The organism is Erwinia sp. BNK-24-b (assembly GCF_047456155.1).
GTDB classification, from domain to species: Bacteria; Pseudomonadota; Gammaproteobacteria; order Enterobacterales; family Enterobacteriaceae; genus Erwinia; species Erwinia phyllosphaerae.
In genome coordinates this window covers 1,811,062-1,825,834 of the sequence record NZ_CP179901.1, presented here as the reverse complement: position 1 = coordinate 1,825,834, position 14,773 = coordinate 1,811,062, and the positions used below count along the sequence as shown (strand labels likewise).

Genomic DNA, 14,773 nt, shown 5'->3' with positions numbered 1-14,773 from the left:
GCCAGGTTACTTTTTACGGTAAAGATCCTTGCGGCGATAAGGTTCGATATCGCCCTCTTTACGCGTTTTCAGCAGCTTGAGGATCCAGGTGTACTGTTCCGGATTCGGCCGCACCAGAATTTCGACTTCTTCATTCATTCTGCGCGCCAGCGTGGTGTCATCTGCCGTCAGCAGATCGTCCATCGGCGGACGCAAATAAATATCCAGACCGTGCGTTTTACTGTTATAGACCGGAAACAGCGGGATCACTCTGGCCCGGCAAACCTTCATCAGGCGTCCGACCGCAGGCAGCGTTGCTTTGTAAGTGGCAAAAAAGTCCACAAACTCGCTGTGCTCCGCGCCGTGATCCTGATCGGGCAGATAATATCCCCAGTACCCTTGCCGCACCGAGCTGATAAAAGGCTTGATGCCGTCATTGCGGGCATGCATACGCCCGCCAAAACGGCGGCGGACGGCGTTCCACATATAGTCCATAACGGGATCGCGCTGGTTATGGAACATCGCCGCCATTTTCTGGCCTTCCGACGCCAGCACCATCGCCGGAATATCTACCGCCCAGCCGTGCGGAACCAGAAAGATCACGTTCTGATTTTCGGCGCGGATCTGCTCAATAATTTCTTTATTGTGCCAGGTAATACGCTTACGCGTATGGGCCGGCCGCATGGCCAGCTCTGCCATCATCACCATGGACTGCGGTGCCGTCGCAAACATCTCATCAATAATCTTTTCGCGTTCGGCTTCGGCTAATTCCGGCAGGCAGTAAAACAGATTAATCTGCGCGCGACGGCGAGCACTTTTGGCGAATTTCCCGGCGAAGCGCCCCAGCGCGCCGAGCAGAGGATCGCGCAGGCCGACCGGCAGCCAGGCCATACCGGCGCACAGACCGATAGCCAGCCAGCTCCCCCAGTACGCGGTAGCAGAAAAGATTTCTGAAAGGTGGGAATAAACTCAATGTTGCTTTTCTTATGTTCCATGCACTCGCCTCAAACTTTGAGCGGCTAATGATAGTGTTGACGAGCAATTTTGCAATGCCCGCGGCATTTACCGCGCAAAGAAAAAAGCCGACGGTGCATCCGTCGGCTTTATTAATAGTAATAACGGTTATTTAAAGCGCAGCTGCGGCGTAACTTCGCGAACCTGAGCCAGATAGTCGCTGCGATCTTTGCCGGTCAACCCTTCCATACGCGGCAGTTTCGCCGTCAGAGGATTAACCGCCTGGTTGTTGATCCAGACTTCAAAGTGCAGATGCGGCCCGGTAGAGCGCCCCGTGTTGCCGGTAAGCCCGATACGCTCGCCCCGCTTCACTTTATCACCCGGCTTCACCAGCAGCTTTTTCATGTGCATGTAGCGGGTCATATACTGGCGACCATGACGGATCGCCACATAGTTACCGGCACCGCCGCTGCGTTTAGCCACGATCACTTCGCCGTCGCCCACTGCCAGCACTGGCGTGCCCAGTGGAATAGCGAAATCCACGCCTTTATGCGGCGCAACACGGCCGGTTACCGGATTCAGGCGATGCGGATTGAAGTTGGAGGAAACGCGGTACTGCTTCGCGGTCGGGAAGCGCATAAAACCGTGCGCCAGGCCTGCCCCGCTACGGTCATAAAACTTGCCGTCTGCGGCGCGAATCGCGTAATAATCTTTGCCGCCGGTTTGCAGGCGAACGCCAACCAGCTGGCTCTGCTGGCTTTTGCCTTCCATCATTTCGCGCGACATCAGCACGGAAAAACGGTCGCCGTTGCGCAGCTTGCGGAAATCCATTTGCCACTGTAGCGCTTTAATGACCGCGCTGATTTCACCGCTGCTCAGCCCGGCGCTGCGGGCGCTGGTTACAAAGCTACCGTCTACGGTGCCGGAAAGCACGCTGTTCTGCCATTCGCCCTTCTGCATAGCGGAAGAGGATTTGAACGTATCGCCAGAACGGTCATAGGTACGGGTTTCGCGACGCGACGCTTCCCAGGTTAAACGCTGGAGCTGGCCATCGTCGGTCAGCGTCCACGACAGCTGCTGCCCAATCTGGAGGTTACGCAGATCTTTATCGACCTTGACCAGCTGGTTGATATCTCCCATATCAATGCCATACTGATTAAGCACGCTGCTTAACGTATCTCCCGCAGACACCACGTAGTCGTGGGTGCCGGCTTCATTAGGTACATCCTCGTCCAGTTCATCCTTCGGCACATCATCATCAGGCGAAGGCGTATCCTGATCGATAGGCTCACTGGCTTCCGGCAGCAGCGTGCGCAGCTGGCTCTTATCCAGCTCAATGCTTTTGACTATCGGATTGTCATCGCTGACGGTGGGATGATAAACGAATGGCCGCCATACGGAGACGGCCAGCGTGACAACGGTGAGCGAACCCAGCATAACGCGGTGGGTTCGCGGCAATGTATTAAACGCCATAGCGACAGCGCGGGCAATTTGCTGCACGTATTAGTTCCTCTATGCTCCTTTCAGACAGCTCGTATACTGGCTGGACAGCTGTGAGAGGAATGTCACATAGCTGTCTCTTCCCGGTGTGATGGCCGTTCCCAGCGGATCGAGCGTTCCTGAACGCACCGAGGTTCCTCTGGCAACGGCATCAATTACGGCCGGCCTGAATTGTGGCTCAGCAAAGACACAAACGGCCTTGTGCTCAACCAACTCTGTTCGAATTTGATGTAAACGCTGGGCGCCGGGCTGGATTTCAGGGTTAACGGTAAAATAACCTGTTGGGGTCAGACCGAAATGTTTTTCAAAGTATGCATACGCATCGTGAAAGACGAAATACCCTTTTCCTTTAACCGGCTTAAGCTGAGTCGCTATCTGCGTATCGGCCGTGGCCAATTCTGCCTCAAAGTGCTGCAGGTTCGCGTCTAGTTTGTCTCTGCTTTGCGGCATAAGTTCCAATAATTTTGCATGGATTGCAACCGCAGATTGCCGGGCGATCTCAGGCGACATCCACAGGTGCATATTATATTCGCCGTGGTGATGAGTATGGGCGTGACCGCGATCGGTTTCACTCCCCTCTTCATGCTCATTTTCATCTTCATCCTGACCGCGGATCAACAGCGGTTTAACCGTCGATAAATCTGCCAGCTCAAGCGATTTTTGTGCAGGCAGCGCGGCGACGGCTTTCGGCATAAACGCTTCCATTTCCGGGCCAACCCAAACCACCAGATCCGCGTCCTGCAAGCGTTTGATGTCTGAAGGGCGCAATGAATAATCATGCTCGGAAGCGCCGTCAGGCAGCAAAATGTCGACCGGCGTCACGCCATCGGCAATGGCGGCGGCAATAAAACCTAATGGCTTAACGGAAGCGACTACGGCAGCCTGCGCGGGTGCGGCAAGCGAAGCGGCAAACCCCAGTGCAGCACAGAGGGCGAATAAGGGCTTGGTTTTTTGTAACATAATGATTCAGTCCATCGTGACAGGTTGATGGATTGTGATATTATAACATTCGAAAACTTCTGCAAACTGTAATCCTATGTCCTCACTGATTAGCCTTGAAAAAATTTCCGTCAGCTTTGGTCAGCGCGCCGTGCTTTCCAACGTTTCTCTGGCGCTGGCACCCGGCAGGATATTAACGCTGCTTGGGCCTAACGGTGCCGGTAAGTCTACGCTGGTCCGCGTGGTGCTGGGACTGATTCAGCCAACGCAGGGCAGCGTGATTCGCCATGAACGGCTGCGTATTGGTTACGTGCCGCAAAAAATTCATCTGGATGCCACGCTGCCGCTGACGGTCGAGCGTTTTATGCTGTTGCGTGGCGGCGTCAAACGCGCCGACATTTTGCCCGCGTTAAAACGCGTTCAGGCTGGCCAGCTGGTTAACGCGCCGCTGCAAAAGTTGTCGGGCGGTGAAATGCAGCGTGTCTTGTTGGCGCGTGCCCTGCTCAATCAGCCACAGCTGCTGGTGCTGGATGAGCCGACCCAGGGCGTGGATGTTAACGGTCAGGTGGCGCTTTACGATCTGATCGATCAGCTGCGGCGCGAGCTGAACTGCGGCGTGCTGATGGTTTCGCACGATCTGCATCTGGTGATGGCGAAAACGGACGAGGTGCTGTGCCTGAATCAGCATATCTGCTGTTCGGGCACGCCGGAGGCGGTGTCGCAACATCCGGAGTTTATCTCTATGTTTGGCCCTCGCGGCGCGGAACAGCTGGCGATTTATCGCCATCAACATAATCATCGTCACGACCTTCAGGGACGTATCGTTTTACGCAGAGGACAAAACAAGTGATTGAACTGCTGTTACCCGGCTGGCTGGCTGGATTTTTTCTGGCGCTGGCGGCTGGCCCACTGGGCTCGTTTGTGGTCTGGCGGCGCATGTCCTATTTTGGCGACACGCTGGCGCACGCTTCGCTACTCGGCGTCGCTTTCGGTTTACTGCTGAATATTAGCCCGTTTTACGCGGTGATTGCCGTAACGCTGCTGCTGGCTTTGCTGCTGGTCTGGCTGGAGCGCCGCCCGCATCTGGCTATTGATACGCTGCTGGGCATTATGGCGCACTGCGCGCTGTCGTTAGGCCTGGTCGTGGTCAGCCTGATGTCCGGCGTGCGCGTAGATTTGATGGCCTATCTGTTTGGGGACTTACTGGCCGTAACGCCAGCCGACCTCTATACCATTGCCGCGGGTGTGGCCGTGGTACTGATTGTGCTGGCCGCAAACTGGCGCGCGCTGCTTTCCATGACGATTAGCCCTGAACTGGCGCAGGTGGACGGCGTGAATATCCAGCGCACTAAAATGGTATTGATGCTGGTTACGGCGTTGACCATTGGTGTGGCGATGAAGTTTGTCGGCGCGCTGATTATTACTTCGCTGCTGATTATCCCTGCCGCAACTGCCAGACGCTTCGCCCGCACGCCGGAGCAGATGGCCGCTTTCGCTGTGGTGGTAGGCATTCTGGCCGTCAGCGCCGGATTAACCTTTTCCGCCTTTTACGATACGCCAGCCGGCCCGTCGGTGGTGCTGGGCGCGTCGCTGATGTTTATGCTGAGCATGATGAAAAAACCGGCTGTGTAGCCGGTTTCTCTTACTCTTCCCGCGTGATGCCAAAGTGCTTATAGGCGTGCTGCGTTGCCATTCGGCCACGCGGCGTTCGCTGAATAAAGCCTTGCTGGATCAGATAAGGCTCCAGCACGTCCTCAATGGTTTCGCGCTCTTCGCCAATCGCCGCCGCCAGGTTATCCAGCCCGACCGGGCCGCCGGTAAACTTATCGATAATGGCCAACAGCAGCTTGCGGTCCATATAGTCGAAGCCTTCCGTATCCACGTTAAGCATATCCAGCGCTCTGGCAGCCACGTCGCCGCTCAGGCTGCCCTGGGCTTTCACTTCCGAGAAATCCCTGACGCGGCGCAGCAGGCGGTTAGCGATACGCGGCGTACCGCGCGAACGGCGAGCGATTTCCAGCGCGCCCTCTTCGCTGAGCGGCAGACCCAGGCAGGCAGCGCTGCGGCCAACGATGTGCTGGAGATCTTCTACGCGATAAAACTCCAGGCGCTGCACAATGCCGAAGCGGTCGCGCAGCGGCGACGTTAACGACCCCGCACGCGTTGTCGCGCCAATCAGCGTAAACGGCGGCAGATCCAGCTTGATGGAGCGAGCCGCTGGCCCTTCGCCAATCATGATATCCAGCTGGTAATCTTCCATCGCCGGATAGAGCACCTCTTCCACTACTGGCGACAGACGATGGATTTCATCGATGAACAACACGTCGTGCGGTTCAAGGTTAGTGAGCATCGCCGCCAGATCGCCTGCTTTTTCCAGCACCGGGCCGGAAGTGGTGCGCAGGTTAACGCCCAGCTCGTTAGCGACAATACCGGCCAGCGTGGTTTTCCCCAGGCCCGGCGGCCCGAATACCAGCAGGTGATCCAGCGCGTCACCGCGCATTTTCGCGGCCTGGATGAAAATTTCCATCTGTTCACGCACCACCGGCTGGCCGACATACTCTTCCAGCAGCTTTGGACGGATGGCGCGGTCAATCACTTCTTCTTCGCTGAAGGTTCCCGGCGAGACCAGGCGGTCGGCTTCAATCATGCTTTACCTCAAATAGCTGCGCGCAGGGCTTCGCGGATCAGCGTTTCACAATCTGCATCCGGATGGCCCACTTTACCGACCATTCTGCTGGCTTCCTGAGGTTTATACCCCAGCGATACCAGCGCGGCAACGGCTTCTTCTTCCGCGTTATTGCCCGCCGCAGGTGCCTGGACTTCGCTGGTCAGCGCAAACGGCGCATCGGCAGCGAACAGGTCGCCGTGCATGCCTTTAAAGCGGTCTTTCATTTCTACCACCAGGCGCTCGGCGGTCTTTTTACCCACGCCAGGCAGCTTGACCAGCGCGGCGATCTCTTCACGCTCTACGGCCGTAACAAACTGCTGTGCGGACATACCGGAAAGAATGGCCAGCGCCAGCTTTGGCCCGACGCCGTTAACTTTGATCAGCTCGCGAAACAGCGCCCGCTCCTGACGGCTGTTGAAGCCAAACAGCAGTTGTGCGTCTTCACGTACCACAAAATGGGTAAACACCGTCGCTTCTTGTTGCAGTTCGGGAAGCTCGTAAAAACAGGTCATCGGCATGTGCACTTCATAGCCTACGCCGCCGACTTCCAGCAGCACCAGCGGCGGCTGTTTTTCCAGAATATTGCCTCTCAGACGACCAATCACCTTAAGCTTCCTTCAGAAATAGGTTAATGCGGGGATTTATATCATAAAAAAAGCTGGATAGATATCCAGCTTATCAGGAACGCAGGCGGCCACGCGCCAGATTGAGCTTGCCTTCGCCCAGACGGTTAACGTTCTGGCTAAGGTGGCAATGCGTGATGGCAATAGCCAGCGCATCGGCGGCGTCTGCCTGCGGGTTGGCGGAAAGCTTCAGCAGCGTTCGCACCATGTGCTGCACCTGGCTTTTTTCGGCGCTGCCGATGCCGACTACGGTTTGCTTCACCTGGCGTGCAGCATACTCAAACACCGGCAGATCGTGATTCACTGCCGCGACAATAGCCGCCCCGCGAGCCTGGCCCAGCTTCAGCGCCGAATCGGCGTTTTTCGCCATAAAGACCTGCTCGATGGCAAAATATTCCGGCTGAAACTGCGTGATGATCTCGCTGACGCCCGCGTAAATCAGCTTCAGGCGCGACGGTAAATCGGTGGAGTTAGTGCGGATACAGCCGCTGCCCAGGTAGGTCAACTGGCGACCTACCTGGCGGATAATGCCGTAGCCGGTGATGCGTGAGCCGGGATCGATACCCAGAATGATCGCCATCACGCACCCCGTTTTTGTTGCTGTGAGGACGCCATTACAGCGTCGCCGCCACCTCGTCGGAGATCTCACCGTTATGGTAGACTTCCTGCACGTCGTCACAATCTTCCAGCATATCGATCAGGCGCAGCAGTTTTGGTGCGGTTTCCGCATCCATATCCGCTTTGGTCGATGGGATCATGGTGACTTCTGCGCTGTCGGCGTTCAGACCGGCTGCGGTCAGCGCGTCTTTGACTTCGCCCAGTGATTCCCAGGCGGTGAACACGTCAATCGCGCCATCGTCGTAGGTCACTACGTCGTCTGCACCGGCTTCCAGCGCCGCATCCATCACGGTATCTTCTTCCAGGCCCGGTGCGAAAGAGATCACGCCTTTACGGGTAAACAGATAGGCTACGGAGCCATCGGTACCCAGGTTGCCACCGGTTTTGGTAAAGGCGTGACGCACTTCGGAAACGGTACGGTTACGGTTGTCGCTCAGGCATTCAACCATGACCGCCGTGCCGCCAGGACCGTAGCCTTCATAGATGATGGTTTCCATGTTGCTGTCGTCTTCACCGCCGACGCCGCGCGCGATAGCGCGGTTCATGGTGTCACGCGTCATGTTGTTGGACAGCGCTTTATCCATTGCCGCACGCAGGCGCGGGTTAGAACCGGCATCGCCGCCGCCCAGTTTTGCCGCCGTCACCAGCTCGCGGATGATTTTGGTGAAAATCTTGCCGCGTTTGGCATCCTGAGCCGCTTTACGGTGCTTAGTGTTTGCCCATTTACTATGACCAGCCATTAAATCTTTTCTCCAGATAAATATCGGACAGGCTATCTTACTTGCAACTTTGTCCGCTGGCAGTGCTCGCAATCCTCACGTACTGAAGTACGCTGCGGTTGCTGCGCGCTGGCAGCGAACAACTTTGCTGCGCCGATAAACGCCTGAACGTTTGACTTATTCCATTCCATCGGCCGCTTACTGGTCGGCCACGGAGTTAAATAACAAATTCTTCGATTGCCTGGCGGTTACTCCAGGATCGCGTCAGCGCCGCCGCTTCTGCCGCCGCCAGCCAGCGGTAAGCCAGATGTTCGCTGATGGTGATATCGCGTTCATAAGGCAGCGCCAGGCAAAACCAGTGCTCGCTGTTGTGCGTAACCTCTGGCGCGTAGCGGTGGCGGAAATGCGCAAAGATTTCGAATTCTATCTGACGTTGGCAGTCCACTAATGTGAGCTGTCCGGCGTTGATATCAATTCCCGTCTCTTCGAGCACTTCGCGCCGTGCGGTTTCCGCCAGGCTTTCGCCCTCTTCCTGGCTGCCCGTTACGGACTGCCAGAAGGTGGTATCGTCACGCCGCTGCAGCATCAGCACCCGTCCGGTATCGCGGGCGTAGATCACCACCAGTACCGAAACGGGCTGCTTATACGCCATTAGTTGTTCTCTGACTGTTCGTCGGAGGATTTCTGATACTTTTTCATCACCTCAATGCCCAGCTCGCCCAGCGAGGCCGGATTAGCGAAGTTTGGCGCTTCGGTCATCAGACAGGCCGCTGCCGTCGTTTTCGGGAAGGCAATAACGTCACGGATGTTATCCGTACCGGTTAACAGCATAACCAGGCGATCCAGACCGAAAGCTAAACCAGCGTGCGGCGGCGTACCAAACTTCAGCGCATCCAGCAGGAAGCCGAACTTCTCGCGCTGTTCCTGCTCGGTGATACCCAGAATGCCGAATACCGTTTGCTGCATCTGGCCGTTGTGGATACGCACAGAACCGCCGCCGACTTCGTAGCCATTAATCACCATGTCGTAGGCGTTGGCGATAGCCGTTTCCGGCGCGTTTTGCAGCTCGGCAGGCGTCATATCGCGCGGCGCGGTGAACGGATGGTGCATCGCGGTGAGGCCGCCTTCGCCATCTTCTTCAAACATAGGGAAGTCAACCACCCACAGCGGCGCCCACGCGTTGCCGTTGGTGATATCCAGATCGCGGCCCAGCTTCAGGCGCAGCGCACCCAGCGCATCGGCGACGATTTTCGCGCTGTCGGCGCCAAAGAAGATAGCATCGCCATCGGCGGCGGAAGTGCGGGTCAGGATCTCTTCGACAATTTCCGCGCTCAGGAATTTGGCAACCGGGCTGCTGATGCCTTCCAGGCCTTTCGCACGCTCGTTAACCTTCATCCACGCCAGGCCTTTCGCGCCGTAGATTTCTACAAACTTGCCGTATTCATCAATCTGCTTACGGCTAAGCGCCGCGCCGCCAGGCACGCGCAGTGCCGCCACGCGGCCTTTAACGTCGTTAGCCGGGCCGGAGAAGACTTTAAACTCGACTGCCTTCAGCAGATCGGCAACGTCCACCAGCTCCATTGGGTTACGCAGATCCGGCTTGTCGGAGCCGTAACGACGCATCGCTTCCGCAAAGGTCATCATCGGGAAATCGCCAAGCTCGACACCTTTGACGTCCTGCCACAGGTCGCGCACCATCCGCTCCATGATTTCACGCACCTGAGGGGCGGTCATAAAGGAGGTTTCTACGTCGATCTGGGTAAATTCCGGCTGGCGATCGGCGCGCAGGTCTTCGTCACGGAAGCACTTCACGATTTGATAATAGCGGTCGAAGCCGGACATCATCAGCAGCTGTTTGAACAGCTGAGGCGACTGCGGCAGCGCATAAAACTTGCCTTTATGCACGCGGCTTGGCACCAGATAGTCGCGCGCGCCTTCCGGCGTGGCTTTGGTCAGCATCGGCGTTTCGATATCTAAAAAGCCGTTATCGTCCATAAAGCGGCGAACGAAGCTGGTGATTTTTGCACGGGTTTTCAGGCGCTGCGCCATCTCCGGACGACGCAGATCCAGATAGCGATACTTCAGGCGCGCTTCTTCGCTGTTAACCTGGTTAGAGTCCAGCGGCAGCGGCTCGGCGCGGTTGATAATGGTCAGGTCGGTCGCAAAGACTTCGACTTCACCCGTCGCCATATCGCTGTTTTTGTTTTTTTCGTCACGGGCACGCACGGTGCCGGTAAGCTGAATGCAGAACTCGTTACGCAGTTCAGAGGCCAGCTTAAAAGCGTCCTGGCGATCGGGATCGAAGAACACCTGCACGATACCTTCACGATCGCGCATATCGATAAAGATCAGGCTTCCCAGATCGCGGCGGCGGTTAACCCACCCGCACAGTGTCACTTGTTGGCCTACGTGAGACAGGTTGATCTGTCCGCAATACTCAGTACGCATAACGCTATCCTTTTAACTTCGCCGCTCACGGGCAGCATCTTTGATGTTATCTGTTCAGGGCGATGCCGCCGCGAAAAAGGCGGCTATTATAATGGAAAAAGCCCGGCGCGATAAGTGCCGCTTCCAGCCAGCGGCGCCGAAAGCCAACAAAAACCGCTACAATTATCCTGCATCTCACAAAAGCTAACAAATTTCACGCGTCTCTCACATTGTTGTTATCGCCCAAATGGGCTGACTGCCTGTATTCTCGACCGTTTTCCCTGACATTCGGAGCAAATATGTTGGAATTAAATGCAGCGACCACCGCGCTGGTGCTGATTGATTTACAGGAAGGCATTCTGCCTTTCGCCGGTGGCCCTTACACGGCGGCAGATGTGGTTACCCGTTCAGCAAAGCTGGCCGATAAATTCCGTGCCGCCAATGCGCCGGTAGTCCTGGTGCGCGTAGGCTGGGCAAAAGACTTTGGCGATGCACCAAAGCAGCCTGTCGACAACAGCCACGGCGGCCCGCTGCCGGACAACTGGTGGGACTGGCCGGAAGCGCTGGGCAAACAGGACAGCGATATCGAAGTCATCAAGCACCAGTGGGGCGCGTTTTACGGCACCGATCTGGAGCTACAGCTGCGCCGTCGCGGTATTGATACCATCGTGCTGGGCGGCATTTCTACCAATATTGGCGTAGAATCTACCGCGCGTAACGCCTGGGAACTGGGCTTTAACCTGATCGTGGCAGAAGATATTTGCGCCGCTGGCAGCACGGAAGAGCATAACGGCAGCTTTAAGTATATTTTCCCTCGTCTGGGTCGCGTTCGCACCTCTGACGACATTATCGCCGCGCTGTAAATTGGCGATCTGTCGGCAGACATATTCACATTACCCGGTCATTTCGACCGGGTAATTTACATTTAGTGTTCAGCTTCGTTTATGCCTCCCGAAATAAGAGTGCAAATGCCGTAAATCGCCTCTAATCCAGTCTGAACGCCTATTGCAACCGTTTTAGGTAATCCCTTTTCTGTTACGCTCAAAGGGAAATCCATTATTCCTGCGGCACAATCGACTACGTTGGCAATGGACTCAGGTACAAGAGAAGGATAATTTTTATCGTTCTGGTTGACGGCGATATTTTTGCTTACCGGAATAATGGTCAGCAAGGCAATGACCGTATTTGCCAGAGCAACCGCTTTGCTATATTTCTGATCGACACCAGGTTTAGAAACAGGAATAGCTATCAAGCTGTTAACTAAACAGGCCGAAGCCAGCAAACTGTTCATTACCTCCCACCAGTTATGGCTATTAGTATTAATAATAGTGGCAAAGTTCGGTGAGAGATAAAGCACATTTCCCACAGCAGAAAAAGCGGTAAGGTAATAATTTAACCGCGTATCGATTAACATGGTATCTTCAATGGCATATAGCCCCCATTTGCTGAGGATCATTACCACCGATCCCACCAGCGCGAAGCTGCCAGCTACTGTACCAAATACTCGCATACGATTGCCATCAAGAATATTGTCACTATCGGTTAAAGACGTTCTCCCGGATTGCAACAGGGTAGTAGTTTGCTGAGTAAATAAGGTACGAATAACAGACATATCCGTTGCGTTAAGTAATCCTTGGGAGAAAGAGTCGCTAGCAAAAAAAGGTGCGGTACTGTGGGTCAGCTTGTAGGTTATGGTTGCTGGAATTGCAGCAATAAAGCACATCACATCCAGACAGGAGAGATCGTCTTTCGTTAATTCTTTATAAAGATATGATAAAACCGGAATTTCTATTTTCTCCGTAATAATCGCCAGATAAATATCCGTTAGCAATAAAGCAACATCAATAGCCGCATCGATAATATTTCTGGTTGTTTGCAGCAAATCGTCAACCAGAATTGCCACGAACTTTTTAATAATATCAGATAGCGACAGCGTTTTAATTTTATCAATGATATCGGTTTTAATTGCCTCACAGGTTGCTACCAGCGTCTGCCCTTCATTCTCCAGCAAGTTCAATAAATCTTTAAAAATCTCCTCGGTAATCACTTTCGTATCAAGCGTACCCGTAGTGCTGTTAATGTTCCCCTTAAAATGATGAATGCCAAATTGAGCAGGCGCTGAGTTATAGCCTTTTTGCGCATCACTCATTACGATTTGATTTTGTGGAGTTTGAGTAAATTCGTTAATGTCAGCCCAATGATTAACATCTGCCTGCATGGCGCTGAAGGCATTTTGTACATTTTGCTTCATGCCGTTCAGGTTAATGATAATATCTTTAATCTGCTGAATATAAACGTTCTTCATTACCCTATGAGTAAATATAATATCATCATATGCAAAAACGTATTGTACATAACTAATGAGCTTATCTAAACCGCCAGAGATTTTATGTAAAATCCATACCATAGCGCCAACAACTTTTTCAGTTTTGTCCAGTACCGCCGTATAAATTTCATCCTCAACATGCGCTACAAAATGCCAGATTTTGGCCTCTTCATCTCTAATAATCTCAATAACCGGTTCTGAAAGCACTGTTTTTAGCCAGCGGAAGAGATCGCTGATTTCCACCACAACGGCATTCTGATTTGAAAGCACGGGTGTTCGCACGGCGGCCTGAAGCAGGTTTTGCACAGATTGTGGTGATAAAGAGGTATAAATATCATGTAACTGGTTTGTACTACTGGCTACGTCCTGAAGCTGAGTAGCTTGTATGTTGGAATCGACCAGTGGCGTTTTCATTCCTCTGCCGTCGTCAATTACTGCAGCTTTGAGCGCAGACGGGCTGTTCAGCTGAAGCATTTTATTCATCACCTTTTCTGAGGGATCGACCTGATAAACATTGCCCGCCCGATCTTTCAACGTAAGCAGCGTCCCGGCAAGCTCGCTATTCCATTCCACAATGGTCAGTGTGCCGGTCTGGTCAGTGCTCATTTCAATACCGTCGGCGTCTATCACATAATAGAGATGATTAATATAAACCCCAACGCGATGGCTGGCGCTGATAGTAACGGACTCACCAACCAGAGGAATGTTATTCTCATCGGTAACCAGAATATGCGTTGTCGATGAATTGTATTGCAGCGTTTGAGTAATATCTTCCGTCGGCAGTAAAATATATTCTGTCCGCCAGAGAGACTGCGCTTGCGTTTTAGTGAACTTCTGTAGCTCATTACCCGCCGCGACAAAAAAAGTGTTTCCATCATCGATCATATTAATATAGGGTGAGAACTCATCAACATTGTTTACTATCGCTAAAGGATAGCTCCAGGCTGAAGGCGTGGCCGTTTCCTGCCCTGCCTGACAACAAATATAAAATATTTCATTATTACCGTTCAGTCCCCAGACAATACTATTATTGTCAGACTGAGCGGCGTAAATTTTTTTAACATGAGTAAAACTGGCATTGGTCATAATTAGCTCGCCAATGGCATTATCGCCTTGGTTGCTGCTGGCGAAATAATAGAGCGCGCCATCGCTGCAAACATAAAGATCTGTTGATAAATCTTTTTTACGGCAGGCGGCAATAGCCTCAGGAACAAGATTACCAGGCAACACAAGCCTGGATACCGCTGCAGCTATATCTTTATTAAATTCATTATAAAGAGGCTGAAACGTCAGCTGCGCCTCTCCTCCGATTTGGCCGCATGTATAAACGCCATCAATCTGAGGCTGATGAGGGCTGTTCAGGAAATGCTGCCTACCCAGGCAGCTACTATAATTTTCAGCGGCGATATCCGTTGCTACATCATGCGGTTGCCATACGGTGGTAGCGTCTTTAGTAAGATAGTAACGCGAAATTAATTTAGTTGGGCTAGTGAGATCGCGCAGTATATCTACAATAATATACTGCGTCTGATTTGCTGTTTCACTAATCGACACGCCAGCAATAACGATACTTTTAGTTGGGTTATCAAAAGGATATTCCTTCCAGCTTACATTGTTTAGCCAGTCTGTTTCCTCTCCTGAGTTTCCCAGACTCAGAAAAAGATGATCGTAATTGCCGTCATTCAGCACCATTGCCAGGCCCAGAGTTCCATCCACATGACTTTGCGCAACATCGAAGTCTTTACAGCTTAAGCCACTTTGACCCGGAAAAGATTTATTGATCTGATCTGTACTAAGATTGATTTTCTGCCATCCAGTGCTGTGCTCAACTTGTTCTAGGGTAACATAAAAGGCATTATCTGAACCGACAGAAAATAATAAAGAATTTCCCGCAGTCGTTTGCAGTGCTTCGAATTTTTTATCGGGCGACATAATCTGATTTTGTTTAAAATTTTTCATTATCTCAACAGAGGTGGTGATTTTTGGCGTGCTCATAACATTACCTCACAGGTTAATTTTT

Annotated in this window: 13 protein-coding genes; 3 read left to right on the top strand and 10 right to left on the bottom strand. The window is 53.2% G+C overall.

Annotation, left to right across the window (positions count from 1 at the left end; translation table 11 throughout):
* Positions 1-6: 6 nt before the first annotated feature.
* The 3 genes from lpxM to znuA all read right to left on the bottom strand — a co-directional run bounded on the left by lpxM (position 7) and on the right by znuA (position 3,393).
* Positions 7-882 carry a lauroyl-Kdo(2)-lipid IV(A) myristoyltransferase gene (lpxM, locus tag ACMGGR_RS08095; protein WP_414148929.1) on the bottom strand — a complete coding sequence of 292 codons (876 nt, stop codon included), beginning with the start codon at positions 880-882 and terminating at the stop codon, positions 7-9.
* Between the two features lie 219 nt (positions 883-1,101).
* Positions 1,102-2,433 carry a murein DD-endopeptidase MepM gene (gene mepM / locus ACMGGR_RS08090; RefSeq protein ID WP_246757550.1) on the bottom strand — a complete coding sequence of 444 codons (1,332 nt, stop codon included), beginning with the start codon at positions 2,431-2,433 and terminating at the stop codon, positions 1,102-1,104.
* Positions 2,434-2,445: 12 nt separating this feature from the next.
* The gene (znuA, locus tag ACMGGR_RS08085) at positions 2,446-3,393 is read right to left on the bottom strand and encodes a zinc ABC transporter substrate-binding protein ZnuA (RefSeq protein WP_414148611.1); all 948 of its coding nucleotides are present in this window, start codon (positions 3,391-3,393) and stop codon (positions 2,446-2,448) included.
* A gap of 76 nt (positions 3,394-3,469) precedes the next feature.
* Between znuA and znuC the strand changes: the two genes are divergently transcribed.
* The gene (znuC, locus tag ACMGGR_RS08080; RefSeq protein ID WP_414148610.1) at positions 3,470-4,222 is read left to right on the top strand and encodes a zinc ABC transporter ATP-binding protein ZnuC; all 753 of its coding nucleotides are present in this window, start codon (positions 3,470-3,472) and stop codon (positions 4,220-4,222) included.
* Entirely contained in the window at positions 4,219-5,004 is a 786-nt protein-coding gene (gene znuB / locus ACMGGR_RS08075) for a zinc ABC transporter permease subunit ZnuB (protein ID WP_246757553.1), read from the top strand. Before znuC ends, znuB begins: the two co-directional genes overlap by 4 nt.
* Before the next feature lie 10 nt (positions 5,005-5,014).
* Here the strand turns inward: znuB and ruvB are convergent, their stop codons facing one another.
* From ruvB to aspS, 6 genes are all read right to left on the bottom strand, one after another.
* Positions 5,015-6,019 carry a Holliday junction branch migration DNA helicase RuvB gene (gene ruvB / locus ACMGGR_RS08070; RefSeq protein ID WP_246757554.1) on the bottom strand — a complete coding sequence of 335 codons (1,005 nt, stop codon included), beginning with the start codon at positions 6,017-6,019 and terminating at the stop codon, positions 5,015-5,017.
* Positions 6,020-6,027: 8 nt separating this feature from the next.
* Positions 6,028-6,645, bottom strand: coding sequence for a Holliday junction branch migration protein RuvA (ruvA, locus tag ACMGGR_RS08065; RefSeq protein WP_414148609.1), 618 nt, complete (start codon positions 6,643-6,645; stop codon positions 6,028-6,030).
* A 73-nt stretch (positions 6,646-6,718) separates the two neighbouring features.
* Positions 6,719-7,243 (bottom strand): crossover junction endodeoxyribonuclease RuvC, encoded by a 525-nt coding sequence (gene ruvC, locus ACMGGR_RS08060; RefSeq protein WP_246757556.1) that lies wholly within the window; start codon positions 7,241-7,243, stop codon positions 6,719-6,721.
* A gap of 34 nt (positions 7,244-7,277) precedes the next feature.
* Complete coding sequence (locus ACMGGR_RS08055; protein WP_246757557.1) at positions 7,278-8,021, bottom strand: YebC/PmpR family DNA-binding transcriptional regulator; 744 nt, start codon at positions 8,019-8,021, stop codon at positions 7,278-7,280.
* Positions 8,022-8,217: 196 nt separating this feature from the next.
* Entirely contained in the window at positions 8,218-8,652 is a 435-nt protein-coding gene (nudB, locus tag ACMGGR_RS08050; RefSeq protein WP_414148608.1) for a dihydroneopterin triphosphate diphosphatase, read from the bottom strand.
* Positions 8,652-10,448, bottom strand: a complete 1,797-nt coding sequence (aspS, locus tag ACMGGR_RS08045) for an aspartate--tRNA ligase (RefSeq protein ID WP_414148607.1) — start codon at positions 10,446-10,448, stop codon at positions 8,652-8,654. The genes nudB and aspS overlap by 1 nt, the downstream gene beginning before the upstream one ends.
* Positions 10,449-10,726: 278 nt before the next feature.
* Between aspS and ACMGGR_RS08040 the strand changes: the two genes are divergently transcribed.
* The gene (locus ACMGGR_RS08040) at positions 10,727-11,290 is read left to right on the top strand and encodes a hydrolase (RefSeq protein WP_246757560.1); all 564 of its coding nucleotides are present in this window, start codon (positions 10,727-10,729) and stop codon (positions 11,288-11,290) included.
* Between the two features lie 62 nt (positions 11,291-11,352).
* On the opposite strand, the gene ACMGGR_RS08035 is transcribed toward ACMGGR_RS08040, so the two are convergent.
* Entirely contained in the window at positions 11,353-14,748 is a 3,396-nt protein-coding gene (locus ACMGGR_RS08035) for a hypothetical protein (protein ID WP_414148606.1), read from the bottom strand.
* Between the last annotated feature and the right edge of the window lie 25 nt (positions 14,749-14,773).

Excerpts from the sequence above, each read along its gene's own strand:
- znuA (WP_414148611.1), bottom strand. The coding sequence starts at position 3,393 with ATGTTACAAAAAACCAAGCCCTTATTCGCCCTCTGTGCTGCACTGGGG.
- nudB (WP_414148608.1), bottom strand. The coding sequence starts at position 8,652 with ATGGCGTATAAGCAGCCCGTTTCGGTACTGGTGGTGATCTACGCCCGC.
- aspS (WP_414148607.1), bottom strand. The coding sequence starts at position 10,448 with ATGCGTACTGAGTATTGCGGACAGATCAACCTGTCTCACGTAGGCCAA.
- ACMGGR_RS08040 (WP_246757560.1), top strand. The coding sequence starts at position 10,727 with ATGTTGGAATTAAATGCAGCGACCACCGCGCTGGTGCTGATTGATTTA.
- ACMGGR_RS08055 (WP_246757557.1), bottom strand. The coding sequence starts at position 8,021 with ATGGCTGGTCATAGTAAATGGGCAAACACTAAGCACCGTAAAGCGGCT.
- znuC (WP_414148610.1), top strand. The coding sequence starts at position 3,470 with ATGTCCTCACTGATTAGCCTTGAAAAAATTTCCGTCAGCTTTGGTCAG.
- ACMGGR_RS08035 (WP_414148606.1), bottom strand. The coding sequence starts at position 14,748 with ATGAGCACGCCAAAAATCACCACCTCTGTTGAGATAATGAAAAATTTT.
- ruvB (WP_246757554.1), bottom strand. The coding sequence starts at position 6,019 with ATGATTGAAGCCGACCGCCTGGTCTCGCCGGGAACCTTCAGCGAAGAA.
- ruvC (WP_246757556.1), bottom strand. The coding sequence starts at position 7,243 with ATGGCGATCATTCTGGGTATCGATCCCGGCTCACGCATCACCGGCTAC.